At 73.0% G+C, this 25135-nt stretch carries 25 protein-coding genes; 14 read left to right on the forward strand and 11 right to left on the reverse strand.

What is annotated here, in order from left to right:
* Positions 1-14 precede the first annotated feature (14 nt).
* From ureG to OIE51_RS23600, 3 genes are all read left to right on the forward strand, one after another.
* Complete coding sequence (gene ureG / locus OIE51_RS23590) at positions 15-704, forward strand: urease accessory protein UreG (RefSeq protein ID WP_326599791.1); 690 nt, start codon at positions 15-17, stop codon at positions 702-704.
* Positions 701-1453, forward strand: coding sequence for an urease accessory protein UreD (locus OIE51_RS23595; RefSeq protein ID WP_326599793.1), 753 nt, complete (start codon positions 701-703; stop codon positions 1451-1453). The genes ureG and OIE51_RS23595 overlap by 4 nt, the downstream gene beginning before the upstream one ends.
* A 162-nt stretch (positions 1454-1615) precedes the next feature.
* Positions 1616-2671, forward strand: a complete 1056-nt coding sequence (locus OIE51_RS23600; protein ID WP_326599794.1) for a M12 family metallopeptidase — start codon at positions 1616-1618, stop codon at positions 2669-2671.
* Here the strand turns inward: OIE51_RS23600 and OIE51_RS23605 are convergent.
* A complete protein-coding gene (locus OIE51_RS23605) occupies positions 2658-2894 on the reverse strand; it encodes a hypothetical protein (protein ID WP_326599795.1) in 237 nt (78 codons plus the stop codon). The genes OIE51_RS23600 and OIE51_RS23605 overlap by 14 nt on opposite strands.
* Positions 2895-3012: 118 nt before the next feature.
* On the reverse strand, positions 3013-3438 hold the full coding sequence (locus OIE51_RS23610; protein WP_326599796.1) for an ATP-binding protein: 426 nt from the start codon (positions 3436-3438) through the stop codon (positions 3013-3015).
* A gap of 211 nt (positions 3439-3649) precedes the next feature.
* Here OIE51_RS23610 and OIE51_RS23615 point away from each other — a divergent pair, with 211 nt between their 5' ends.
* On the forward strand, positions 3650-5023 hold the full coding sequence (locus OIE51_RS23615; protein WP_326599797.1) for a helix-turn-helix domain-containing protein: 1374 nt from the start codon (positions 3650-3652) through the stop codon (positions 5021-5023).
* 89 nt (positions 5024-5112) lie between these two features.
* Positions 5113-5415 (forward strand): HD domain-containing protein, encoded by a 303-nt coding sequence (locus OIE51_RS23620; protein WP_326599798.1) that lies wholly within the window; start codon positions 5113-5115, stop codon positions 5413-5415.
* On the opposite strand, the gene OIE51_RS23625 is transcribed toward OIE51_RS23620, so the two are convergent.
* Positions 5416-6069 carry an HAD family hydrolase gene (locus OIE51_RS23625; protein ID WP_326599799.1) on the reverse strand — a complete coding sequence of 218 codons (654 nt, stop codon included), beginning with the start codon at positions 6067-6069 and terminating at the stop codon, positions 5416-5418.
* Positions 6070-6091: 22 nt separating this feature from the next.
* Here OIE51_RS23625 and OIE51_RS23630 point away from each other — a divergent pair, with 22 nt between their 5' ends.
* The 5 genes from OIE51_RS23630 (at position 6092) to OIE51_RS23650 (ending at position 12015) form a co-directional block, all read left to right on the forward strand.
* Positions 6092-6643, forward strand: coding sequence for an AAA family ATPase (locus tag OIE51_RS23630; protein WP_326599800.1), 552 nt, complete (start codon positions 6092-6094; stop codon positions 6641-6643).
* Positions 6644-6837: 194 nt separating this feature from the next.
* Positions 6838-10314 (forward strand): DNA polymerase III subunit alpha, encoded by a 3477-nt coding sequence (locus OIE51_RS23635; protein WP_326600768.1) that lies wholly within the window; start codon positions 6838-6840, stop codon positions 10312-10314.
* Between the two features lie 392 nt (positions 10315-10706).
* Positions 10707-11630 (forward strand): DNA polymerase Y family protein, encoded by a 924-nt coding sequence (locus tag OIE51_RS23640; RefSeq protein WP_326600770.1) that lies wholly within the window; start codon positions 10707-10709, stop codon positions 11628-11630.
* Between the two features lie 47 nt (positions 11631-11677).
* The gene (locus tag OIE51_RS23645) at positions 11678-11887 is read left to right on the forward strand and encodes a hypothetical protein (protein WP_326599801.1); all 210 of its coding nucleotides are present in this window, start codon (positions 11678-11680) and stop codon (positions 11885-11887) included.
* Positions 11884-12015 (forward strand): hypothetical protein, encoded by a 132-nt coding sequence (locus OIE51_RS23650; protein ID WP_326599802.1) that lies wholly within the window; start codon positions 11884-11886, stop codon positions 12013-12015. The genes OIE51_RS23645 and OIE51_RS23650 overlap by 4 nt, the downstream gene beginning before the upstream one ends.
* A 187-nt stretch (positions 12016-12202) precedes the next feature.
* Here the strand turns inward: OIE51_RS23650 and OIE51_RS23655 are convergent, their stop codons facing one another.
* Complete coding sequence (locus tag OIE51_RS23655; RefSeq protein WP_326599803.1) at positions 12203-13123, reverse strand: GNAT family N-acetyltransferase; 921 nt, start codon at positions 13121-13123, stop codon at positions 12203-12205.
* Between the two features lie 89 nt (positions 13124-13212).
* Here OIE51_RS23655 and OIE51_RS23660 point away from each other — a divergent pair, with 89 nt between their 5' ends.
* Positions 13213-13626, forward strand: a complete 414-nt coding sequence (locus OIE51_RS23660) for a GntR family transcriptional regulator (RefSeq protein ID WP_326599804.1) — start codon at positions 13213-13215, stop codon at positions 13624-13626.
* Here OIE51_RS23660 and OIE51_RS23665 read toward each other — a convergent pair.
* From OIE51_RS23665 to OIE51_RS23675, 3 genes are all read right to left on the reverse strand, one after another.
* Complete coding sequence (locus tag OIE51_RS23665; protein WP_326599805.1) at positions 13623-15302, reverse strand: glycoside hydrolase family 13 protein; 1680 nt, start codon at positions 15300-15302, stop codon at positions 13623-13625. The two genes, OIE51_RS23660 and OIE51_RS23665, sit on opposite strands and share 4 nt — an antisense overlap.
* Positions 15303-15356: 54 nt before the next feature.
* A complete protein-coding gene (locus tag OIE51_RS23670; protein WP_326599806.1) occupies positions 15357-16439 on the reverse strand; it encodes a LacI family DNA-binding transcriptional regulator in 1083 nt (360 codons plus the stop codon).
* A gap of 233 nt (positions 16440-16672) precedes the next feature.
* Positions 16673-17311, reverse strand: coding sequence for a hypothetical protein (locus OIE51_RS23675; protein ID WP_326599807.1), 639 nt, complete (start codon positions 17309-17311; stop codon positions 16673-16675).
* Between the two features lie 200 nt (positions 17312-17511).
* Between OIE51_RS23675 and OIE51_RS23680 the strand changes: the two genes are divergently transcribed.
* Together OIE51_RS23680 and OIE51_RS23685 are read left to right on the forward strand one after the other, a co-directional pair.
* Positions 17512-18915, forward strand: coding sequence for a transcriptional regulator (locus OIE51_RS23680; protein WP_326599808.1), 1404 nt, complete (start codon positions 17512-17514; stop codon positions 18913-18915).
* Positions 18916-18930: 15 nt separating this feature from the next.
* Entirely contained in the window at positions 18931-19899 is a 969-nt protein-coding gene (locus OIE51_RS23685) for a pirin family protein (protein WP_326599809.1), read from the forward strand.
* Between the two features lie 8 nt (positions 19900-19907).
* On the opposite strand, the gene OIE51_RS23690 is transcribed toward OIE51_RS23685, so the two are convergent.
* Positions 19908-21008 carry a DUF5925 domain-containing protein gene (locus tag OIE51_RS23690; RefSeq protein ID WP_326599810.1) on the reverse strand — a complete coding sequence of 367 codons (1101 nt, stop codon included), beginning with the start codon at positions 21006-21008 and terminating at the stop codon, positions 19908-19910.
* A gap of 182 nt (positions 21009-21190) precedes the next feature.
* On the opposite strand from OIE51_RS23690, the gene OIE51_RS23695 reads away from it, so the two are divergent.
* Positions 21191-21457, forward strand: a complete 267-nt coding sequence (locus tag OIE51_RS23695; RefSeq protein ID WP_326599811.1) for a hypothetical protein — start codon at positions 21191-21193, stop codon at positions 21455-21457.
* 49 nt (positions 21458-21506) lie between these two features.
* Here the strand turns inward: OIE51_RS23695 and OIE51_RS23700 are convergent, their stop codons facing one another.
* The 3 genes from OIE51_RS23700 to OIE51_RS23710 are packed head-to-tail and all read right to left on the reverse strand — an operon-like array spanning position 21507 to position 24968.
* Positions 21507-22268 carry a GntR family transcriptional regulator gene (locus OIE51_RS23700; RefSeq protein WP_326599812.1) on the reverse strand — a complete coding sequence of 254 codons (762 nt, stop codon included), beginning with the start codon at positions 22266-22268 and terminating at the stop codon, positions 21507-21509.
* A gap of 24 nt (positions 22269-22292) precedes the next feature.
* Positions 22293-23591, reverse strand: a complete 1299-nt coding sequence (hmgA, locus tag OIE51_RS23705) for a homogentisate 1,2-dioxygenase (protein ID WP_326599813.1) — start codon at positions 23589-23591, stop codon at positions 22293-22295.
* Positions 23592-23651: 60 nt separating this feature from the next.
* Positions 23652-24968 carry a hypothetical protein gene (locus OIE51_RS23710; RefSeq protein WP_326599814.1) on the reverse strand — a complete coding sequence of 439 codons (1317 nt, stop codon included), beginning with the start codon at positions 24966-24968 and terminating at the stop codon, positions 23652-23654.
* Positions 24969-25135: the final 167 nt, after the last annotated feature.

Consider the following 25135-nt stretch of genomic DNA (forward strand, 5'->3'; position numbering starts at 1 on the left):
CCGGGAGCCCTCTCATGCATCTCGACCACCCCGAGACCTACCCCGAGCGGTACAGCTACCGCGCCGCCACCCCGCACCGCCCCGACGGCACCCGCCGGGCCCTGCGCATCGGCCTGGGCGGACCCGTCGGCTCCGGCAAGACCGCGACCGTCGCCGCGCTCTGCCGTGACCTGCGCGAGAAGCTGTCCATCGCCGTGGTCACCAACGACATCTACACCCGCGAGGACGCCGACTTCCTGCTGCGCGAAGCCGTGCTGCCCGCCGACCGCATCGCGGCCGTGGAGACCGGCGCCTGCCCGCACACCGCGATCAGGGACGACATCTCCGCCAATCTGGAGGCCGTCGAGGAGCTGGAGGAACGGACCGGGCCGCTCGACCTGATCCTGGTCGAGTCCGGCGGCGACAACCTCACAGCCACGTTCTCCACCGGACTGGTCGACGCGCAGGTCTTCGTCATCGACGTGGCGGCGGGCGACGACATCCCGCGCAAGGGCGGCCCCGGCGTCACCACGGCCGACCTGCTCGTGATCAACAAGACCGACCTCGCCCCGTACGTCGGCTCCGACCTGGCCGGCATGGCGCGCGACGCCAAGGCGCAGCGCGGCGAGCTGCCTGTCGCGTTCGTCTCCCTGCGGGCCGATGACGGCATCCGGCCGGTCGCGGACTGGGTGCTGGTCCAGCTGACCGCCTGGAGCGGCGCATGACCGCAGGGGTGATGGCGGACGCGCGGATCACGGCGGCGCGCGACGGGAGCCTGCCCCTGCTGCGCGGCGACGGACCGCTGGCGCTGCGCCGCACCCGCGCGGACGGGCCCTACGCACAGGTCACGGTGGTCGGCGCGATGAGCGGCCCGCTGGGCGGCGACCGGCTGCGGCTGACCGCCGAGGTGGAGCCGGGCGCCGCGCTGCGCGTCACCTCGGCCGCCGCGACGGTCGCCCTGCCGGGCCGCGTGCCCGGCACCCCGGCCGCGTACGACACGGTGCTGACGGTCGGCGACGACGCCGAGCTGCGTTGGCTGCCCGAGCCGCTGATCTCGGCGGCCGGCAGCGCGCTGCGGATGACGACCCGGGTCGAGCTGGCCGCGACGGCGCGGCTGGTGCTGCGCGAACAGCAGGTGCTCGGCCGGGCGGGGGAGGAACCGGGCCGGCTGACCACCCGGCTCGTGGTGCGCCTCGCCGGTCGGCCCCTGCTCGACCAGGAGCTGTCCTACGGCCCCGGCGCCCCCGGCTGGGACGGCGGCGCGGTGCTCGGCGGCCACCGGGCGGTGGGGCAGCTGCTGGTGGTCTCCCCGGAGCTGGCGGAGAAGCCGGCGGAGTCGGCGCTGCTGGGTGACACGGCCGTCCTGACCCCGCTGGCCGGCCCCGCCGCCCTGGTCACCGCCGTGGCCCCGGACGCGCTCGCCGTGCGACGGCTGCTGGACGAGGGCGCGGCGCGCCTGAGCGTCGCCGCCTGAGACGCGGCCTGAGACGCGGCCTGAGACGCGGCCTGAGATGCGGAACGGCGGAGGCGGCAGCACGATGTGAGAGGGAACGCGGTGCCGCCGGAGCCGATCACGCCTCTTCCGGATTCCGCGGGGGTGGACGGCGCCCACGAGAATCCGAATGGGAGCGTCGCGATGTCCGATCAGCCTTATGAGGAAGAGATCCCCCGGTACTGTGCCCAGCCCGGCCAGACCGTGCCCGTCCTGCGACCGGATCTCAGTCCCGAGCGGGCCAGCGCCATCGTGGTGGGTCGCTCGAAGTGGGTGAACGGCACCGTGCTGCGGTACTGCTTTCTCGAGTCCGGGAACGGCGTCAGCAAGACCTGGCTGGACGAGGTGCACCGTGGTTTCCAGCAGTGGAAGGACCTGGGGATCGGGCTGGAGTTCCAGGAGGTCAGCCGCCCCGCCGACGCGGAGATCCGCATCACGTTCCGGCAGGGCGACGGATCGTGGTCGTACATCGGCCGGGACTGCCTGCTCATCGGCATCGCGCAGCCGACGATGAATTTCGGATGGGATCCGACCTCGCCGCACGGCAGAGCGACCGTCCTCCACGAACTGGCGCACGCGTTCGGCGCCGGCCACGAACACCAGAATCCCTTCTCCGGGATCGAGTGGGACGAGGAGAAGGTCTATGCCGAGCTCGGCGGGCCCCCGAACTTCTGGCCACGGGAGACCGTTTTCCATAATGTGCTGCGGAAGCTCGCCACCACCGAGGTCCGCGGTTCCCGGTGGGACCCGGAATCGATCATGGAGTACGGATTCCCGCCCGGTCTGATCCTGCGCCCGGAGAAGTACGGCCTGAACGGCATTCCCTCCCCGCTCAAGCTCTCGGCCCTGGACAAGGAGTTCGTCCGGCAGTGGTATCCGCCGCTGGCGCCCGGGATGGCGAAGATCGATCCGTTCCAGTCGGCTGTCCTCGACCTGTCCTCGGGGGAGCAGTCGGACTTCGAGATCAATCCGCCGCAGACGCGGAAGTACCAGATGGGGACTTTCGGGGACGCCGATGTCGTGATGGTCCTCTTCGAGGAGGTCGACGGCCAACTCCGTTATCTCACGGGCGAGGACGACAGCGGCGAGGACCGCAACGGCCGCCTGGAGGTCAAGCTCTTCGCGGGCCGGCGGTATGTCCTCCGCCTGCGGATGTACTCCGCGTGGGGCGCCGGCACGGCTTCGATCATGTACTGGTAGGGGAGTACATGCGGTCGGCCTGGTCGGGGTCTTCTCCGAGGCGGCACAGCGCCCCCTGGTAGAGCCAGTACCAGCGCTCGTCCACCCGCCCGAGCCAGTCTGCCAGGGCCCGCCGGGCGGGTCGGCGGGGGAGCACGGCGATTGACACGGCGACGGCCAGGCCGGGCAGGAGCAGCAGGTACACGCGGTTGTCGGCCGGACGGTGGATCAGGCGGAGGGGCATCGGTTCGTCACTTTCTTGCGGGGCTGTGGCTTGGGGGGAAGGTAGATCAACAGGCCGCAGGAGACGCACTTCTTGCCCTCGGCCGTCCGCGTCAGCTCGGGGTGCCGACACGTGTTCGTCACCGCGCGTCCTGCGTGCCGCACCGGAACCAGACAGCCTTTCCCCAGGGCGGTTCGGCACGCCGGATCCCGAAGTCGGCGGGACCGGCCATCTGTTGCAGCAGCCACAGCCCACGCCCGGATTCGGTACTCCACTCCGGCTCGGTGACGACCGGGAGCACGGGCGAGCGGTCGAAGACGGAGACAGTCGCGGTCGTGCCGAGGCGCGAGACCTCCAGACGGCAACGCGAGTCGCTGGCATGCCTGGCGACGTTGGTCAGCAGTTCCGAGATGCCGAAACAGGCGAGTTCGGCAGCCGGAGGGGGCACCCCCCACTCCCTGAGCACCCCGGCAATGGCCTGCCGCCACCGGTGGATGTCCCGCTCGTGCGCCATCAGGAACCGCGTGAAGGCGGAAGATGCGACGGCTACGTTGAGGTGATTCACGTCAGTCTGCCTCTCTGGCGGCACGGCATGGGCTTGACGGCTCGGATGCTGGGATGAACCTTCGCGCGTCCCGGCTCGTCTTGTGTCGGGACCACCACGTTGAGTTAACTGGGGCTCAGCCTGACGTCTGGTCAAGCAGGTCGTAACCCCCAGGTGCCGCCCCCTGCGTGGGGCCCTCGCCGTGGGGGTGGAAGGGTGCTGAGGTTCGGGCATGATCTCCAAGAACTCGGCGGAAGGAGGCAGGGTGGAGTACCCACCCTCTCCAGGGGAGTTGCCACGTGCTTTGCTTGCTGACGCACGTGTGTGCGACGCTTTGAAGCGGCGAGACTTCACCACGGTGTTCGCCATCGCCCACAGCATTGGGATGAGTTACAACAAGCTTGCTGAGGCTGTCGATATCAGTGCAGAGCGAATCAGTCAGATCGCCAAAGGGAAGAGGAGGGTCACCTCGCTTGAGGTGATCGAGCGAATCGCCGACGGGTTGCGCATTCCCGGCGAGCGGCTCGGCCTGGCTGCGCGCCCGTGGGAGAAAGCGGCCTCCTCGCCCTCCTCGCTCAAGGAGAGAAAAGATGTCGAAGAGGATTCCGAGGACCCCATGAAACGCCGCTTGCTGCTGTGTGGTGCACTGGCTACGGGAGTCACGGCGCCGACCGCCGCTGCGCTGACTGCGGCTCGTCGTGATCTTGATTCAGCTTTCACTGACCGTTCCACACCGGACTTGTCCTATTGGGAATCGACCGTGGAACGGTACGGATATGGCTACAGTGGGCGGGCTCCCGGCGACGTCCTGGCTGATTTGCTTGGTGATTTCCTCGAAATGAAACCCTTGCTGGACACGACGCAAAGTGTCGCTTCCCGAACGCGGTTGTCTCATGTGACCGGTCAGATGGTCGGCATGGCCGCCATCGTCCTTCATGATCTGGGCGACCATCGTGAGAGCGCGCGTTGGTTTCATACAGCAGGGCGGGCGGCCGAGGAGAGCGGGGACTCCGTTCTGCATGCCTGGGTGCTGGGACGAGAGGCCATGGTTCCGCTGAATTTCGGTGCCCCGGCGGTCGCTCAGCGTGTGGCCGGGCGTGCCCGGAGCCTTGCAGGGGAGAAGCCCACCGCCGCGAAGGCGCTTGCGTGCGCGGTCGCGGCGCGTGCGTTCGCCGCGAATGGCAACAGGGAAGAAGCGCTGTCGGCGGTCGCGGAGGCCGAGCGGGTCATGGAGATACTGCCGTCGGATCAGAGCATCGACACGTGGTTCGGCTATCCGAGACAGAAGCATCATGTGCATCTGTCCCAGGCGTTGACGCTGTTGGGGGAAACGAGTCGGGCGTACGACCAGCAGCAGCGCGCCCTTGAGCTGTCGCGGCGCCCCAGTGTGATGACGCGGGCGCTGATCTCCATCGACCGGGCGACGTGCCTCGCTCACGACGGGGAACTTCCTGAGGCCGCTGACGTCGCGGCCCAGGCATACGGCGAACTGCCCGCCTCCTACCGCAGCGGACTTCCGCGCGCGCGGGCGATGTCGGTCTACGACCGTGTGCGGGCGGTGCCGGAGGCAGAGCGTCTTCGGGACGCGCTGGCGGTGGTGACGTGAGCCGTGCCATGGACGGCACACGCATGTCCGGGACTCGGTGACATCCCCGGATCGGGCGCCGTTACCTGACCGCCGCCAGCAACGAGGACGTGACCGCCGACCAGGTCGCGGACGCGCATCCGGCCGTGGCCGCCGGGATCCGGGCGATCGTGGGGGAGTACGAGAGCGGGGACTCGCTGGAGGTGCTGGTCGCTCATGACGCGGACAGGCTGGAGTGCATGCTGCAAGGACTGGAGTATCTGGAGCAGGGATACCGCAACGCCCGGGAATGGGTGGACAGTACGCGGGCGAAGCTGAAGACGCCCTCCGCGATCGCGCTGGCCGACGCGGCCCAGGACATGTCCTCGGCGGAGTGGCAGCGCACCTACCTGCGCCAGCCCGGTCAGGGGTGATCAGGCCGAGGCCAGCAGGTCGGGGAGCTTGCGCATGTCGTCGAAGATCACCGTGCCGGGGCCCGTCAGCCATTCCACCGGGGTGAGGCCGCCCGCGTAGCCGAAGGAGCGCATGCCCGCGGCGCGGGCCGCCTGTATGCCGTACTGGCTGTCCTCGATCACCGCGCAGCGCTCCGGGGCGACGCCCATGCGGTCGGCCGCGTGCAGGAACAGGTCGGGGGCGGGCTTGCCGTGTTCCACCTCGCTCGCGCTGAAGATCCGGCCCGCGAACCGGTCGTACAGGCCGGTGCGGGAGAGCGTGCGGCGCATCTTCGTGTGACTGCCGCTGGAGGCGATGCAGTGCGGGACCGTGATCGCGTCCAGCGCCTCGCTGATGCCATCGACCTCGGCCAGCTCGGAGTCGATCGCCGCCGCCAGGCGTTCCTGGTACCACCCGCCCCAGCGGGCCGCCGTCTCCTCGCCCAGGCGCTCGGCGATCTGGGCCAGCACCGCGCGTTCGGAGCGGCCGAGGAAGCGGTCCACGATCTCGCCCTCGGTGAGCGGCCAGCCCAGCTCGGCGCCCAGCTCGACGCAGATGCGCAGCGCGAGATGCTCGCTGTCGACCAGCACGCCGTCACAGTCGAAGATGACCAGGTCAATGGGGAGAGCAGTCACTCCGGCAGCCTAACCTGTCGAGATGACGACAAAGGGAGGGATCATCGTGCTGTCCGGGCCGCCGGGGGTCGGCAAGTCGACGGTGGCGCGGCTGCTTGCGGACGGGGGGAAGCTCGGGGACGCCGTCGTACGTCTGCACACCGACGACTTCTGGGGCTTCATCCGGCGCGGGGCCGTGCCGCCGTTCCTGCCGGAGGCGCGGCGGCAGAACGCGACCGTCGTCGGAGTCATCGCCGGGGCGGCGGTCGGTTACGCGGCCGGGGGCTACGAGGTGGTCGTGGACGGAGTCGTCGGGCCGTGGTTCGTCGACGTGTACCGGGAGGCGGCACGGGCGGCCGGGGTGGCGGCGCACTACGCGGTGCTGCGCCCGGACGAGCGCACGACGCTGGAGCGCGGCACCACCCGCACCGATCACCCTCTGACCGACCCCGGCCCGATCCGGGCGATGTACGCGCAGTTCACCGATCTCGGCCCCTACGAGCCGCACGCCCTGGACACCACCGGCCTCACCGCGGAGGAGTCGGCGGAGGCGATGCGGGAGGCCCTGGAGGCGGGGCATCTGCGGCTGGCGTAGCCGGCTGTTTTCGGTCAGTCGGGGCGGGGGGCGTCAGACAGAGCCGGGGTGACCTGCCAGTTCGTCATGTTCGGACATATGTTCGATGGCTGGTTTATGGTGGGACCGGACATCGGGGAGACAGGGGGGCCGGACGTGACAGGAGGTGCGGAAGGGTGGACTTCGCGCATCTGCACGTCGCGTCCGGGTTCTCCATGCGGTACGGCGCCTCCCACCCCGAGCGGCTGGCCGAGCGGGCCGGTGAGCGGGGCATGAGCGCCGTGGCGCTGACCGACCGGGACACCCTCGCCGGGGCCGTCCGGTTCGCCAAGGCGTGCGCGCGGACCGGGGTGCGTTCGGTATACGGGGTCGAACTGGCCGTCGGGCCACGGGGTGCGGGAAGCGGAAGGCGGCGCGGGAGGACTCCGGTCCGGGGCGGTGCCTTCGTCGACGAGTCCGCGTCCCGGGCCGTCTTCCTGGCCAGGGACGGCGCGGCGGGCTGGGCGCGGCTGTGCCGGCTGGTCACCGCCGCCCACGCGGACGGGGGAGGGCGGCCCGTGCTGCCGTGGGCCGAGCCGGCCCGGGACGGGCTCGACGGGCTCGTCGTGCTGCTCGGCCCCGGCACCGAGCCCGGCCGGGCGCTGGCGGCGGGCCGGCCGGATCTGGCGGCCCGGCTGCTCGCCCCCTGGCGGGACCTCTGCGGCGACGCGCTGCGGCTGGAGGTCGACGCGAGCGGTCCGCTGCGGACCGCCGCCCGCACCCTGGGCCTGGCCCTCGAACAGGGCGTCGAGCCCGTGCTCACCAACGCGGTGCGCTACGCCGACCCCGGCCAGGGCCCGGTCGCGGACGTGCTGGACGCGGCCCGGCGGCTCGTTCCCATCGATCCGCGCGGCCCGCTGGACAACGGCGAACGCTGGCTGAAGGACCCGGCCGCGATGGCCGGGGCGGCGGCCCGGATCGCCGAGGCCGCCGGGCACGGGCGGTCCGCCGCGCACCGGCTGCTCGTCGGCACCGAGGAGACGGCGGCGGCCTGCCAGGTCGATCCGGCGCGCGATCTGGGCATCGGCGGCGTCCACTTCCCCGAGCCGCACCTGGCCGACACGGCGGGCCGGACGGCGCGGCGCGCCCTGCGCTCCCGCTGCGCGGCGGGCATGGTGGTCCGCCGCTACGAGCGGGACGCGGCGCGCTGGCGGCGTCTGGAGGAGGAGCTGTGGGTCATCGAACGGCTCGGCTTCGCCTCCTACTTCCTGACCGTCGCCCGGGTCGTCGACGACATCCGCGCCCTGGGCGTCCGGGTCTCGGCCCGCGGCTCGGGGGCGGGCTCGCTGGTCAACCATCTGCTCGGCGTCGCCCACGCCGACCCCGTCGAGCACGGCCTGCTGATGGAACGCTTCCTCTCCCCGCGCCGCGGCGTCCTGCCCGACATCGACGTGGACGTGGAGTCCGCCCGCCGGCTCGACGTGTACCGGGCGATCTTCGAGCGCTTCGGCGAGGAACGGGTCGCCACCCTCGCCATGCCCGAGACCTACCGGGTGCGGCACGCGATCCGCGACGTCGGCCTCGCGCTGGGCCTCGACCCGGCCGAGACCGGGCGGCTGGCCAAGGCGTTCCCGCACATCAGGGCCGCCGACGCGCGCGCCGCGCTGAGGGAGCTGCCGGAACTGCGCGGCCTCGACCCGGACGCGCACGGCGGCCCCCGGATGTGGGAGCTGGTCGAGGCCCTGGACGGGCTGCCGCGCGCGGTCGCCATGCACCCGTGCGGCGTCCTGCTCTCCGACGCCTCCCTGCGCGCCCGCACCCCCGTGGTGCCGAGCAGCGGCGAGGGCTTCGCCATGTCGCAGTTCGACAAGGAGGACGTGGAGGACCTCGGGCTGCTCAAGCTCGACGTGCTCGGGGTGCGGATGCAGTCCGCCATGGCGCACGCGGTGGGCGAGGTGGAGCGGGCCACCGGGGAACGGATCGACCTGGACGCCGCGTTCACCCCGTCGTCCGGCGGGCCCCGGGACGAGCGGACCTACGCGCTGATCCGCTCGACCGAGACGCTCGGCTGCTTCCAGATCGAGTCACCGGGCCAGCGGGACCTGGTCGGCCGGCTCCAGCCGGCCACGTTCCACGACCTGGTGGTCGACATATCGCTCTTCCGGCCGGGGCCGGTCGGCGCGGACATGGTGCGGCCGTTCATCGAGGCCAGGCACGGCAGGCGGACCGCGCGCTATCCGCACCCGGACCTGGAGCCGGTGCTGCGCGAGACCCACGGCGTGGTGATCTTCCACGAGCAAGTCATCCGGATCATCGCCAAGCTGACCGGCTGCGACCGCGCGCTGGCCGACGAGGCCAGACGGGCCCTGTCGGACCGGGAACGGCTGGGGCGGGTGCGCGCCTGGTTCACCGAGGAGGCGTCCAGCCGCTACGCGCCGGAAGTCGTCGCCCGCACCTGGGAGATCGTGGAGTCGTTCGGCAGCTTCGGGTTCTGCAAGGCGCACGCCGTCGCCTTCGCCGTGCCGACGTACCAGTCCGCCTGGCTCAAGGCGCACCGCCCGGCCGCCTTCTTCGCCGGGCTGCTCACGCACGACCCCGGCATGTACCCCAAACGGCTGCTGCTCGCGGACGCGCGGCGGCGCGGGGTGCCGGTGTTGCCCTTGGACGTGAACCGGTCCGACGCCGCCTATCGAATCGAACTGGAGTCTGAATCGGGGAGGTGGGGGATACGACTCGCCCTCGGGGAGGTCCACGGCATCACCGAGGCCGAGGCGGAACGGATCGCCGCCGGGCGCCCGTACGCCTCCCTCACCGACCTGATGACCCGCGCCGCCCCCTCCCGCCCCGTCGCGGAACGGCTCGCCAAGGTCGGCGCCCTGGACGCCTTCGGCGGCAACCGCCGCGACCTGCTCCTGCACATCGCGGAGCTGCACCGGCAGCGGCGCGCCGCCCCGGGACCCGGCCCGGCCGGACCCCAGCTCCCGCTCGCGGACGGCGAGGAGACCGCCCCCGCCGGGCTGCCCGACCTGGCCGAGGGGGAACGGCTCGACGCGGAGCTGAAGGTGCTGGGCATGGAGACCACCGGCCACCTCATGGCGGGCCACCGGGCGTTCCTCGCCGAGTTGGGCGCCCTCTCCGCCCGTCGTCTGCGCGAGGCCCGGCACGGCGAGACCGTGCTGGTCGCCGGCGCCAAGGTCGCCACCCAGACCCCGCCGATCCGGTCCGGCAGGCGCGTCATCTTCGCCACCCTGGACGACACCTCGGGCCTGGTCGACCTGGCGTTCTTCGAGGACAGCCACGCCGCCTGCGCCCACACCGTCTTCCACTCCTGGCTGCTGCTGGTGCGCGGCACGGTCCAGCGGCGCGGACCGCGCACGCTGAGCGTCGTCGGCCAGGTCGCCTGGGATCTCGCGGAGCTGGCCGAACTGCGCCGCACGGGCGGGCTCGACGCGGTCGCGGAACGGCTCGCCGGGACCGAGGAGGGCGGGGACGGGGCCGGAGGGGCCGAGGAGGAGGAAGAGGGGGGAGACGAGTCGACTGGTCGACCGGACGGTGAGGGAGACGAAGGAGGCGAAGGAGAGGAAGAGGTGAATCGGCGGATCGAGTTGTCCACCGGCTACACCCTGCACCCCTGGGCCGACCTGAGGCCCGCGGGCGACTCCGCCAAGGCGCCGCGCAAGCTGTGGCACGCCAGCCCGGGGAGCGCGGGATGAGCGGTGGGGACAGGGGGGACGGACGGCGGGTGCTGTATGTGCGGCTCCTGGAGGAGATGGGTGGTGCCGCGGGGCCCGCGGGCCGGGCGGGCCGGGCGGAGCCCGGGGAGGGACGTGCCCATCGCGAGGTGCGCGGGGAGCGGGAGGGTCGGGTCGGGTGTGGGAACTCCGAGCATCTCGCGGGTGTCGCCGGGGGCGGGGAGGATCCGGACGGCGCGGACCTCGTCCCGGACTTCGAGGGTGTCGCGGTGGGCACGGGCAGCGCGGCGTGCCGGGCCGGGGGCGGGGAGGATCCGGACGGCGCGGATCCTCCGGGCCGGGCGCGGCGCGTGCGTGGTCCCGCGGCCGAGCCCGGGGCCGGGGCGGGGGACGTGGGGGGTGGCGTGGCGGGGATGCTGGCGCGGTTGCTGGAGGAGATCACGCCCGTCGTCCAGCCGCTTCCGCCCGATGCCGCGCTCGCCGATGTCCGGGGCGCGCTGCGGTACTTCGGGCGTGACGCCGCCCGGCTGGCCCGGCTGGTCCGGGTCAGGGCGCTCGCCCTGCACGGCACCGACTGCGTCATCGGCGTCGCCGCCAACCCCCTGCTCGCGCGGATGGCCGCCGAGGCGCGCGGCGGTCCCGGTGTGGCCGAGGTGCCCGACGAACCGGCGGCCGTCGCCGCGTTCCTCACCGACCGGCCCGCCGCCGCCCTGACCGGTCTCGAAGCCCATGCCGTCCGCGCGCTGTGCTTTTACGGCCTGGACACGGTCGGCCGGATCGCCGCCGCGCCGCCCGCCACTCTGCAACGTGTCCTCGGCGCCTCCGCCGCCCGCCGCGCTCGTGCCCTCGCCCACGGCGTCGACCCGACCCCCGTCACCCCGGGCGCGCCGCCGCGCTCGCTCACGGCCGAGCACCGGTTCGGCCACGACGAACTCGACGCGGCCATGCGCCGCCGCGCCCTGCTCACCCTCGCCGACGAGCTCGGTTACCGGCTGCGCGGCGCGGGGCAGACCGCCCGTGCCCTCACCCTGACCGTCCGCTACGCCGACCGGTCCGCCACCACCCGCAGCCGCAGGCTCCCCGAACCGACCGCGCACACCCCGGCGTTGACCGGCACGGCCTACGCCCTGCACGACGCGCTCGGCCTCCAGCGGGCCCGGGTGAGGGCGGTCGCACTGCGCGCCGGGGAGCTGACCGACGCGGCGCGCGCCACCCGGCAGCTCTCGCTCGACCCGGGCGACGAACGCCGCCGCCGCGCGGAGGTCGCGGCCGACCGCGCCCGCCGCCGCTTCGGCCCCGGCGCGGTCGGCCCGGCGGGAAACCTGGACGCGGCGTGAGAGGTGCCCGCCCCGGGGGCGGGCCGGGGCCGGGCGTTGTGGCGGGAGTGGAGACCGTCGCGCGGGTCGCCGACCGCCAGCGGTCCGTCCGGGAGCTGGACGAGCGCGAGATGGCGGCCTGGACCGCGTTTCTTGAGGCGAGCCACCGGGTCTTCCGGAGCGTCGAACAGCAGCTCAAGCAGGAGGCCGGACTCTCGCACGCCGGTACGAGATCCTGGTCAAGCTCGCGGCGGCGGGCGACGCCGGGCTGCGGATGACCGAGCTGGCCGAGTCCCTGATCACGTCCAGGAGCGGACTGACCTACCGGATCGGCCAGGTGGAGAAGCGCGGCCTGGTCACCCGCGACGCCTGCGCCACCGACGTCCGGGCGTCACCGCCCACCTGACGGAGGCGGGCGTCCGACGCCCTGCGCGAGGCCGCGCCCGGCCACATCGCGCGGGTTCGCGAGGCCCTGATCGACGTTCTGGACCGGGACCAGCTCGCGGCCCTGACCGAGGCCCTCGCCGAGTCCCTGACCGAGTCCCTGACCGAGGTCGGCGCCCGCCTGAGCGAGGCTCGGGCGCGCCTGACGCTCACAGCTCCTTCGCGTACCGCCACTCGTCGGCCGCCGGGCGGTAGCCGAGCCATTCGTTGATTTTCAGCATGGGAATGTTTGCGGCGTCGTTTCCGGTGAAGGCGAGGAGGTAGCCCCTGGTACGGGCCCGGTGGAGGGAGGCGAGTTTGGCCAGCTTGGCGAGGCCGCGACCGCGGTACGCGCGGCGGGTGCCGGTCATCGCGGACCCGTACCGTTCGCGACCGTCCGTTCGCGCCAGGCTGTACGCCGCCACCTCGCCGTCCACCAGGGCCACCGTGGATAGCTCGTGGTCCAAGTCCGGGCGCTCCCAGTCCAGCCGGTACCAGTCCTCGTACGGCGTCGACGCGAGCGTCACCTCGCCCGGCTCGTCGGCCACGCACTCGACGTCCGCCTCGTACAGCGGCCTGGGGTCGGCCGCGAACGCGGATGTCGGGCGCAGCTCCACACCCGGCGGCGACTCCGGGGGCAGCGGCGGCAGTTCGGCGGTGGCCAGATCCAGGCCCAGAAATCTCGCGCGGCGGCGCCGCTCGTACCCGTGGCGCGCCGCGAAGGCGGGGGAGCGGCCGTCGTCCGCCACCCAGGTATGGACCACCCTCGCGCCCAGGCCCGTCAGATACTGTTCGGCGGCCACCACCAGCGCGGCGCCCGCGCCCCGGCCGCGCGCTTGGGGACGCACCGCCGTGTGCAGGAACGCCTGGCCCGGCTCGGCGCTGTCGAAGCGCAGCCCGGCGTCGGCGCAGCCGGTGATCCGCCCGGCCTCCTCGGCGACCAGCCACCGCAGCCGTTCACCGGGCGGCGCGGAGGCCGCCTCCCAGGCCACGGCCTCGCCCGTGCACACCATGTGCGGCACGGCCGAACGCCGCACCTCCGCCACGGCCTCGGCGTCCGCCGCCGTGAACTCCCGTACCAAAATGGTCATGGTGGGGGAATCTAACGCGGCTCCCCGCCGGTCCGCCGCCCGTTTCCCGGGTGTGCGGGACGCGGACGCGCTGCGGCAGAATCTGCCGGGTGAACCGCACGCAGGTCTCCATCGACCCCCGCTCGCCCGTCGCGCCCTTCGAGCAGCTCCGCGCGCAGATCGCGGAGCGGGCCCGCTCCGGCGCGCTGCCCGCCGGACACCGGCTGCCGACCGTCCGGGGCCTGGCCGACGAGCTGGGGCTCGCGCCCAACACCGTGGCCAAGGCGTACCGCGCGCTGGAGACGGACGGGGTCGTGGAGACCAGGGGCCGCAACGGGACCTTCGTCGCCGCGGCCGGGGACGCCGCCGCACGGGAGGCAGCGGCGGCGGCCCAGGAGTACGCCCGGCGCGCGCGACGACTCGGCCTGGACCGCGCCGCGGCACTGGCCGCGGTCCAGGCCGCGCTCCGGGCCGTCTACACGGACACGGATGCGGACACGGATACGGACACCTCCGGGCGCTAGGCCCGGCGGGCCGCTCCGCCGCCCCAGAGCCAGGCGGTCGTGTCCGGCGGGAGCTGGCCGCCGGTCAACCGGTCGCTGGTGAGCAGCACGCCCCAATTCCTCGGCAGGGCGAACGGCTTGTCCGACAGGTTGGCCACGCAGCGCAGCACGGGCGAGCGTTCGAAGGCGAGAACGCCTCGCGGGGCGTCCAGCCAGCGCAGCGTCTCACTCACGAACCCGGGCTGCTCCTGGCGGAGGCGCAGCGCCGAACGGTACAGCTCTAAAGTCGACCCCGGGGTGCCGGACTGGGTCTGCGCGGTCAGCGCCTCCCACTCGGCCGGCTGCGGCAGCCACGGCTTGCTGCCCCGGGGACCGAAACCGAACGGGCTGTCCGACCCGGACCACGGCAGCGGCACCCGGCAGCCGTCCCGCCCGCGCACCGTGTGCGCCGAACGCTCCCAGGTGGGGTCGCGCAGCGCTTCCTCCGGCAGGTCCTCGACCTCGTTCAGACCGAGCTCGTCGCCCTGATACATATACGCGCCGCCCGGCAGCGCCAGCATCAGCAGCGCCGCCGCCCGCGCCCGGCGCAGGCCGAGCTCCAGATCGGCCGGCCCGCCGTCCACGTCGTGCTCGCGGGTGTGCGTGATCTTGCGCCCGTACCGGGTGACGTGCCGGGGCACGTCGTGATTGGAAAGCACCCAGGTGGGGGGCGCGCCGACCTCGGCGAGCGAGGTGACGCTCTGATCGATCACCGCGCGTAGCTCCTCATGGTCCCAGGCGGCCTTGAGGAACGAGAAGTTGAACGCCGTGTGCAGCTCGTCCTGCCGGACGTACAGCGGCAGCCGGTCCTCGGCCACGTGCGCCTCGGCCACGAACAGCCGGTCACCCGCGTACGTGTCGGCGATCTTCCGCCAGGACCGGTAGATCTCGTGCACGTCGTCCTGGTCCCAGTGCGGATGGTTCGCCCGGTGTCGCTCCTGATCGAACAGCGCGTCCTCCGGGAGGCCCACGTCCGGCAGGTCCGGGTGCTTGATCAGGCCGTGGGCCACGTCGACGCGGAACCCGTCGACGCCCCGGTCGAACCAGAAGCGCAGGATCGACTCGAACTCGGCACGGACCTCCCGGCTCGCCCAGTTGAGATCCGGCTGCTCGGCCGCGAACAGGTGCAGATACCACTGGCCCGGCGTGCCGTCCGGCTCGGTGACGCGCGTCCACGCGCGACCGCCGAAGCGGCTGCGCCAGTCGTTGGGCGGCGACGAGCCGTCCGGTCCCCGGCCGTCCCGGAAGACGTACCGGTCACGCTCGGGCGAGCCGGGCGGCGCCTCCAGCGCCTCCAGGAACCAGTTGTGCTGGTTCGAGGTGTGGTTCGGCACGATGTCGAGGACGACGCGAACCCCGAGGCCGTGCGCCTCGGCGATCATCTCCTCGGCCTCCGACAGCGTGCCGAACGAGGGATCGATGGAACGGTAGTCGGCCACGTCATAGCCGCCGTCCGCCATGGGGGACGGGTACCACGGGTTGATCCAGACCGCGTCCACTCCCAGCTCCCTGAGGTAGGGAAGCCTGGCACGCAGTCCGGCGATGTCGCCGATGCCATCGCCGTTGCCGTCGGCGAAGCTCCGGATGTAGACCTGATAGACAACGGCTGTGCGCCACCAGGGTGCGGCCGTGTTCTCGTAAATACGGGTGCGGGGCACGTATCTTCCATTCCTCTTGCGAGTTGACCCTGGAAAATGCGCGGATCTAGCGGCTCACCGCGCAGTAGTGCGGTCGTGCTGGTCCGGTTCAGGTCCCGGCCGGGGTGAGGGGTGTCGGTGTGGCGATCGCGCGACGCGGGCCGCGCCGGTGGTGCCCCGCACGACCAGGCGTGTGGGCACCACCACCCGGGTGGGCTCCTCGCTCGCCCCGGACAGTGCGTCCAGAATCTGGCGAGCCAGCAACTCCCCCTGGTGGGCTACTGGTTGGGCGATGGTCGTCAGGTCGAGCAGCTCGGCCGTCTCGTGATTGTCGAAGCCGATCACCGAGACGTCGCCGGGTGCCCGGAGTCCCATCCGGTTCAGCGTGCGCAGCGCGCCGAAGGCCATCTGATCCGACTCCGCGAACACCGCGGTCGGTGGGTCGGGGAGGCTGAGGAGCTGCGCCATGGCGGACGCGCCCTCCTCGATGCCGAAGTATCCCGGGGCTTCGAGGTCGGGGTCGTACGGGATGCCCGCCTGCGCCAGAACGGTGCGGTAGGCATGCTGCCGGACGATGGGCGTCGTGAAGCCCCGTGGGTCGCCGAGGGCACCGGTGATCATCCCGATACGCCGGTGCCCGAGGTTGATGAGGTGGCGGACTGCCGTGCTCGCCCCCTCCGCGTTGTCGATGGAGACGTGCCAGCAGCCGGGTATGCGGGTGCCGAGCACGGCGACCGGCACTTCCATCGACACCAGCGCCTCGCACTCCGCCGCCGAGAGCGGCAGGTTGAGCACGATCAGCGCGTCCACGCGGCGACGTAAGGGCATGCGCGCGAAGAAACGCTCGTGCACACGCTCATCGCCGAGGTTGTACAGCAGGAGATCGTGGTCGTTGGCGCGCAGCACCGAATCGATGCCGGCGACGACCTGGCTGTAGAACCACCGGTTGACGAACGGCAGGACGACGCCCACCGTTCCGGTCCGGCCGGAGGCGAGGGAGGAGGCGTGCGGGGAGATCGAGTACTGCAGCTCCTCCGCGGCGCGCAGCACCCGTTCCCGGGTCGCCTCGGAGACGTTCGGCAGCCCGCGCAGAGCACGCGAGACGGTCGCGGTCGAGACCTCCGCGCGCCGGGCGACGTCAATGATGCTGGCGGCCATAACCCTCCGATCACGGCAGTGCGCCGAACGTACTGCCGATCCCGGAGGTAATGCAATCGTTTACATGAAAAGATCTTGGGATCTCACTGAATTGGTACGCCAGTTGACCATCTTGACAGTGAACTCCCAGGTCAGTGGGGCTGAAACGGATGATGTAAACGTGTACATGGAACGATCGCCCGGCTTCCGCTCACCCCCGTAAGGGCGGGAACCGGACGATCGGACGGCCCGTCTCAGCGGCCGAGCCTGCCCAGCGCGCCGCGCGTCGTCGTACGGAAGTCGGCCACCGGAGCGTCCGTCAGGTCGCCCAGCTGCGCCCATTCGACGACCACGACCCGGGTGCCGTCCCGGCCGATACCGAACAGGCGCACGTCCTTGCCCGACTCCGGCGGCGCGGTGTGCACGCCGTAGAGGTGGGCGCCGTCCGTCCCCCGCGCGGTCACCCGGCCGTAGTCGTCCCACGCCGCGGTCGCCCCCGGGTTCACCCGCAGCCAGTCCGCCGCGCAGTCCGCCGCCGCCTCGCCCAGCGCGGCGGTCAGCTCCGCCGCCTCGTCCTCGTCGCCCGTCTCGACGATGACCTGGAGGCCGTTGGTGTCGTACTCGGTGCGGTACAGCCGGTACCACGCCCCCTCGGCCGGCAGCTCCTCCGCGACGCACGGAACCGGCCACTCCGGCAGACCCGCCGCCGGGGCGTCGGCGACCCAGCCGGTCTCGTGCGGCGGCATCTGCGCCGGGCTGAGGAACGCCGCCGTACGGACCCGCTCCGGCGCCGGGGCCGCTTGCGCGGCCTCCACGGCCGGGACGGCCAGCGCGCAGGCGGCGGTGATGGCGACGGCCACGGCCGAACGGCGGCCGAAGACGGAGAAGCTCATGGTGATCCCCCAGTGGGACTCGGTGCGGATGCGTTCTGGTGCCGAGCCTGCGGACGGAGGCGGAGGGGAGGCAACGGTTCCGCGCCGATCCGGGACGCGGGAACGCTCACGGCTAGTCTGACGTGGGACGATGCGGTATCCCTGGAACGCGGGACAGGGACGGGGACAGGGACGGGAAACCGGGGGAACGGGGCGGACGGATGACGGGGAAAGCGCCGGCGGAGGACTTCGCCGAGCGGCTGCGGGAGTTGAAGGAGCGTTCCGGGCTGAGCTTCGGCGTGCTCGCCGGACGGCTGCACATGGGCACCTCGACGCTGCACCGGTACTGCTCGGGTGCGGTGGTCCCGGCGGATTACGCGCCCGTGGAACGCCTCGCCCGGCTGTGCGGCGCGGACCGGGACGAGCTGCTGGCCCTGCACCGCCTGTGGCTGCGCGCCGACGCGACCCGCCCCGCGACCGGGCCGGGCCGGGGACCGGCCGCGGCTGCCTCCGGGGCGGGAGGGGGGCTTCGGGGTCCTGGAACGGCGGGGGAGCCGGAGCCGGAGCCGAGGCCCGAGCCGGCGTTCCGGTCCGAGCCGGGCGTTCGGGTGACCGATCCGGAGACGCGGGACGGGTCGTGGGACGGGTCGTGGGACGGGCCGTGGGACGGGCCGGGCTCGGGACATGAGCCCGCGCCCGGCCCCGAGCCGGGCCCCGAGCCGGGCCCCGGACGCCGGTCCGGTACCGGACCGGGGGCGCAGTCGCCGGGCGTCGCCGGGCCGGGACCCGGCTCGGCCGACGAGCCCGGGTTCCCTGGGGCGGGCTCCGGCCGCCGGTCCGCGTCGAAGGCGGCGGGGCAGCCGGGAGGGCGGCGGCGACGGTGGTGGTCGGGCGGGGTCGCGGTCGCGGCGTCGTTGGTCCTCGTGGTCCTCGCGGTGAACGCCGTGACCTCCGACGGGGCCGCCGATCAGCCGCCCGACGTCGACGAGGACGTGGCGCCGTTGACGTGGACGGCCGACTCGCAGGTGTGGGAGGAGGGGTGCGGCCACCGGTACCTGGTCGACGGTGACCCGGGGGACGTTCCGGCGCCGCCCGTCGCCCAGGACGCCGCGCCCTGGGCGCGGCGGCTCGGCGCGGTGCACGAGAGCTCCACCATCGTCGAGACCACCGTCAGGCCCACCCGTCCCGTCGCCGGGCCGGTCGTGGTCGAGGCCGTCCACATCCGCGTCACCGAGCGCCGCGCCCCGCTCGACTGGCCGGTTTTCGACATGTCCCCCGGCTGCGGCGGCGCCCTCACGCCCGCCGCCTTCACCGTCGACCTCGACGCGGACCGGCCGGTCGCCCGCCCCAAGGAGGGGTACGACGGCGTGACCTCCACCGAACTGGTTGCGCCCACCCTCCCGTTCGCCGTCACCGCCGACGACCCGCTCGTCCTGCGCGTCGAGGCCGACGCCGGAACCTGCGACTGCGCCTGGTACATCGAGCTGGCCTGGAGCGTCGGCGGCGAGCGGGGTACCGTGCGCGTGGACGACGGCGGCGAGCCGTTTCGCACCAGCGGCGGCGGTGACGGCGCCGACGCTCCGCACGTCTTTGCCATGGACACGGAAAGCTGGCGGCGCGAATGAGGCAGGATCGGTGACATGAGCAACCTTGACGTGAAGCCGGCCGCCACCGAGTGTGGCGGCGCCGGCCACACCGGGCCCGTCCGCGACCTGATCAAGGGCCGTGACGTGACGCTGGGCGCGAGCACGCTCGTGCGCCGACTGCTGCCCACGCTCGGCCGCCGCATGGTCGGCGCCTGGTGCTTCGTCGACAACTACGGCCCCGACGACATCGCCGACGAGCCGGGCATGCAGGTCCCGCCCCACCCGCACATCGGCCTCCAGACCGTGAGCTGGCTGCACGCGGGCGAGGTGCTGCACCGGGACAGCGTCGGCAGCCGCCAACTGGTCCGCCCGCGCGAGCTGGGCCTCATGACCTCGGGCCGGGCCATCGCCCACTCCGAGGAGTCCCCGCGTCCGCACACCAACGCGCCCGTCCTGCACGGCACCCAGCTCTGGGTCGCGCTGCCCGGCGAACACCGGGACACCGCCCCGGCCTTCGAGCACCACCCGGTGCTCCCCGAGATCGCCGGGGGCAACGGCCTGCGCGCCACCGTCATCCTCGGCTCCCTCGACGGCGCCACCTCGCCCGGCACCACGTACACCCCGCTGGTCGGCGCGGACGTGACCGTCGCCGCCGGCACCGACGCCCGGCTGCCGGTGGAGGAGGGGTTCGAGTACGCCGCGCTCGCCATGTCCGGCGAGGCCGTGGTGGACGGCGTTCCGCTTCCCGTCGGCTCACTGCTCTACCTCGGCGGCGGCCGGCGCGAGCTCCCGGTCCGCGCCGACACGGACGCGGCGTTCATGCTGCTGGGCGGGGTGCCGTTCGACGAGAAGATCATCATGTGGTGGAACTTCGTGGCCCGCGCCGGGGACGAGATCACCGCCGCCCGTGCGGCGTGGAACGCCGGGGACCGCTTCGGCGAGGTGCGCGGCTACGACGGCGACCGGCTGCTCGCCCCCGAACTGCCCGCGCTGCCGCTGAAGCCGCGCGGGCGCGCCCGGTAACGCCGCCCCTACAGGTAGAGCCCGGCCTCCGGGTTCCGGGGGGCGGGCGCTCCCGTGGGGCCCGTGCCGCGCTTCAGCGCGTACAGCTCGGCCAGCGTCGCGCCGTCGCGGCCGATGCCCTCCTCGGTGCCCAGCCAGGCGGTGGCCTCGGCGCGGGTCAGCGGCCCCACCTCGATCCGCGCCAGGCAGCGCCCCGGCCGCACGACGGCCGGGTGCAGCCGCTCCAGGTCCTCGTTGGTGGTGATGCCGACGAGGACCCGGCGGCCCTGCCCGAGCAGCCCGTCCGTCAGGTTCAGCAGCCGGGACAGGGCCTGTCCCGCCACGTCCTTGGCGCCGCTCCTGATCAGCTCGTCGCAGTCCTCCAGCAGCAACAGCCGCCACTGCTCCTGCTCGTCCTCCTTGCCGATGGCGACGTCCATCAGATAGCCGACATCGTTGAACAGCCGTTCCGGGTCCAGCACGCAGTCCACCTGGCACCACTCCCGCCAGGCCAGCGCCAGGGTGCGCAGCGCGGACGTCTTGCCGGTGCCGGGCGGGCCGTGCAGGAGGAGCAGGCGGCCGGAGACGTCCTCCGGGGTGAGGGCCAGCAGGCGTTCCATCGCCCCGGCCACCGGCGCCGAGTACCCGGCGCGGACGTCCGGCCAGGGGTCGGCGGATATCTTGCGCGTGGTGCGCACCGGGCCCCGGCCGCCGGGGGAGAAGTGCCAGAAGCCCATCGTGACGCTGGTCGGCTCGGTCTCCGGCTCCTCCTCGGCGTCGTCGACGGCCTGCTTCAGGATCTGCTGGGCGAGCGCGTCGCTCTCCGCGATCACCGTCACATGCGCGCCGTAGCGCCATCGGCGGGCCCGCAGCGCCCAGCCGTCACCGGCGGCGAGCACCGTCTCGGTGTCGGTGTCGGTCGTCATCCGCCGGATGCCGGCGCCCTCGGGCAGCAGGGTGTGGTGCTTCTTGACCCGCTGGAGGCGCCGCCCCTGGGCGAACGGCAGTGCTCCCGAGGCGAAGTCGGTGAGCAGCAGGATGTCGATGGCGTCGGCCGGGGAATCGGCCTCGGTCACGGTGAACCGGATCGGGGATTCCTCCTTGGGGGTGGAAGGGTTCTCGGGACGCATGCGGTCAATGATCCGGCACGCGCGCCCGTCGCGCACAGGGTTTCGGATGGGCATGCGGCCGTGGTGTGCGTCAACCTCGTTGCGGGGAAAGGTGAATCATGGGACCGGGATACCCATGCGTCCTTGAGGGGAGTTAGGGTTACCCTGCCCGGACCGGGTGTCGTTGTACGGGTGGGAGAGTCATGGAGCAGATAACAGTGCGGGGCAGGCCGCCACGGGTCCCTGCCATCAACTGCGGGAGCAGCGCGAGCAGCACGCGCCTCGACCGTCACCTGAGCGTGCTCTCCGGCCCGGCCGTGCCGCAGCGCGAGGCCGAGGAGGCCACGCTGTTGATGCGCGAGCTGACGAAGCGCGACACCACCGGTGCCCGTAAGGCCCGTGGCGCGCGGGTGCGGCTGTTCACGCCCCTTCGGCGGCTGCGGCGGACGCTGCTCGGCGGGCGCGGCTGACGTGACGCGGGCCGCCGGACGGGACCGGCGGCCTCGCCGCGCGTGGGGGTCACTCGGGCTCGGCGGAGGCGTCCATCGTCACCGCGAAGGAGAACCGGTCGCCGCGGTAGTGGATGCGCGCGATGTCCACGGCCCGCCCCCGCTCGTCGTACTCGACGCCGGTGATGTGCAGGATCGGACTCAGCAGCGGCACCCGGAGAAGCTGCGCGGTCGGCGGGTCGGCCAGCCGCGCCTGCACGGTGTTGGCGATCCGGCTCACCGTCACCCCGGCTATGTCGCGCAGCACCTTCGTCATCGGCCAGCGCTCCAGCGCCGCCGGGTCGACGCGGTCGGCGATCTCGGGATGGACCAGGTTCTCCGCCCAGTTGACCGGCTCGCCGGAGGCCCGGTCATGGCGCAGCCGGCGGAAGCTGACCACCTCGCCCAGCCCCGGGAAGTGCTCGGCCAGCTCGGGCGGCACCGCCACCGGGCCGTGGTCGAGCAGCGTGGTCGTCTCGCCCGACTGCTGGGCCACGATGGTGTCCACCGAGCCCAGCAGCCGAACCGGGGCGCCGGGCCGGGCCTTCGGCTCGATGAACGTGCCCCGGCGGCGGAAGCGGGTGATCAGGCCCTCCAACTCCAGCTCCTTGAGGGCCTGTCGCATGGTGAGCACGCTCACCCCGTAGTGCTCGGCGAGCCGTTCTTCGGTGGGCAGCCGCAGCGGTGCTTCCGGGGAGCGGCCGAGGATCGAGGCGCGCAGCGACTGGGACACCTGGTACCACAGCGGCAGTTTCCGGTTCAGCTCAAGCGAGTCGGGGGCGAAGACGGTCACAGCGGTGGCTCCGGGTCGACGATGTTATGAAGGGAAGTTCCTGATCAGACCCTCCCACACCTTGTCGTATCCGTGCTGCCGGTGTCCGCCGGCCGACGCCTGTGCGGTCAGGAGCACCGGCCAGCCCGTCTCGAACATGAACGCCAGCCCGTCATCGACCCGTTGGGGACGCAGCTCGGCGGTGCTCGCGCGCTCGAAGGTCTCCCGGTCGGGCCCGTGCGCGGACATCATGTTGTGCAGCGAGCCGCCGCCGGGCACGAAGCCCTCGGCCTTCGCGTCGTAGGCGCCCTCGATCAGGCCCATGTACTCGCTCATCACATTGCGGTGGAAGTACGGCGGCCGGAAGGTGTCCTCGCCGACCAGCCAGCGCGGCGCGAAGACCACGAAGTCGGCGGCGGGCGCGGTCAGTACGGTGAAGACCGACGGGTCCGGGTGGTCGTAGCTGATGGAGCCCAGCACGTTGAACCGGCGCAGGTCGTAGAGGTACGGCACGTGGGTCCCGTGCCAGGCGACGACATCCAGCGGGGAGTGGTCGTAGTCGGCGGCCCAGAGACCGCCGCAGAACTTGTTGATGACCTGGACCGGGCGGTCGGCGTCCTCGTAGGCGGCGGTCGGGGCGAGGAAGTCCCGTGGGTTGGCGAGGCCGTTGGCGCCGATGGGGCCCAGCTCGGGCAGCGTGAAGGGGGCTCCGTAGTTCTCGCAGACATACCCGGCCGCCTCGCCGTCCGGCAGCTCGGCCCGGAACCGCACGCCGCGCGGGATCAGCGCGACGTGGCCGGGGGCGGCGCGCAGCGGGCCGAACTCGGTGCGCAGCAGCAGCGCGCCGTGCCGGGGGACGATCAGCAGCTCGCCGTCGGAGTCACCGAACACCCGATCGGTCATGGGGGAGTTGGCGTGGTAGAGGTGGATGGCCATGCCGGTGCGCCGGCGCGCGTCCCCGTTGCCGCCCACGGTCCACAGGCCGGCCACGAAGTCGGTGCCGGGCGGGGGCGCGGGCAGCGGGCCCCAGCGCATCCGGTTGGGGTCGGGCTCGGTCTCCGTGAACGGCGCCGAGCGCACCGCCCCGTCGGGGACGCGGCGGAAGGGCGGGTGGACGGCCGAGGGCCTGATCCGGTACAGCCAGGATCGGCGGTTGCGGGCGCGCGGCTCGGTGAACGCGGTGCCGCTGAGCTGCTCGGCGTACAGGCCGAGGGGGGCGCGCTGCGGGGAGTTCCGCCCCTGGGGGAGCGCCCCGGGCAGGGCCTCGCTGCTGTGCTCGTTGCCGAAGCCCGGTGAGTAGACCGGTGCGTAAACCGGTGCGTCGTCCGTCTCGTCCGCGCCCATCGTGCACTCCCGCCGCCGAACCATTCATTTGTTCGACCATAGGAATGTGCCGGAGTGAAGTCAACGACCGTGGGCCGTCCGGGCCGTCCGCGCCAGCAGCTCCGCCACCCGCTTGCGGTTCCGGTAGGGCTGAAGCGCCTGGCGCATGTCGCGTAGCGCGCGCTCCGCGTCGCCCGAACGCAACCGCTCCCGCGCCGTGAGAAACGCCTCCCACGCCGCGCACGCCTCGTCCAGGTGCCCGGTCCGCAGCAGGAGCTGGCCGAGCCTCGCCTGCGTCAGGGCGCGGCCCCGCACGTCCGAGGGAGCCCGTTCGCCCGCCGCCCGCCGCAGGGCGGCCAGCGCGCCCGGCAGATCGCCCAGCGCCTCCAGCACGGCCGAGGTCTGGAAGTGCAGCGCGGCCGGCGGGTAGCTGTCGAACGGCGCCGCCGCGCTCGTCGCGCGCTCCACCGCCCGCTCGGCGCGCGCCGTGGCGGCCAGCGCGCCCCGCCGGTCGCCGGTCATCCCGAGCACGACGGCGAGCTGGGCCTGGACGTACGCCTGGTGGGCGGACGGCGCGCCGCGCGCGGCCCGGTGGGCGGCCTCCGCGAGCTGGAGCGCCGACGGCAGGTGGCCCAGGCGCTGGGCCTGCGCGCTCATCGCCCGCACCACCACGCTCCACGAGGTGCGGTCGCCCGACTCCCCGGCCAGCCGGTGCGCGTAGGTGTAATACCGCTGGGCGACGCCGTGCAGCAGCCCGTCCTCGTACATCCGGGCCAGCAGGAACGCCAGCCGCGACGCCACGACCAGCAGCTCGCCGCGCGCCCGCCCCGCCGGGGCGGCGATCAGCAGCGGGGCCACGTCGTCGGCCAGGTACGCGGACAGCGCGCTGCGCGCGTGCCGCCCGCCGTGCGCGTCGATGGAGGTCGCGAAGAACGTCACCGCGTCGTGCAGGGCCGTGGTGCTCTCCGTGCGCCCACCCAGCGGCCGGCCGGGCGCGGGCGCCTCCGGCGCGCTCGGCACCACGGCGTCGGCCACCCGGTACGGGCGCTGGTGCAGGGGCAGTCGGCGGGCCGTGTCCGTGTCGGCGCGGCACAGCGCGGTGAAACCCGCGACGGGGTCGACGGGCGGAGCATCCCGCGCGGAGGAGGGGAATCCGGCCGCCTCGGGTGGGACGGATCTGCCGATCCGCCGGGACAGCGCCTCGGCGGCGAGCTGCGGCACGGGGTGCCTGGGCTGCGTCCCGGCCAGCCAGTGCGCGACAGCGGTGCGGTCATACCGCAGGGCGGCGCCGATCTCCGTGCCCAGCGCGTTGACCGCCCGGGCCAGGGCCTCCTGGGTCCAGCCGGCTTCGGAGAGCAGGGCCCGCAGCTGATAATTCGGGCCGCGCCGGTTCGTCATGATCCTGTGTTCTCACGCCACCGGGCCGGGGCGACAGGGCGCATGGAGGCACGGAGCGCCCCGTACATGTCTCGCGATCACACTATCGGGTTGTTTTTCCGTCAATCGGTCACCTTCAAGTGGCGTGCGAAGGATGACCGATTGACGGTGATCACATGAACGACCCC

Origin of the sequence: Streptomyces sp. NBC_01803 (assembly GCF_035917415.1) — a bacterium.
GTDB lineage: Bacteria > Actinomycetota > Actinomycetes > Streptomycetales > Streptomycetaceae > Streptomyces.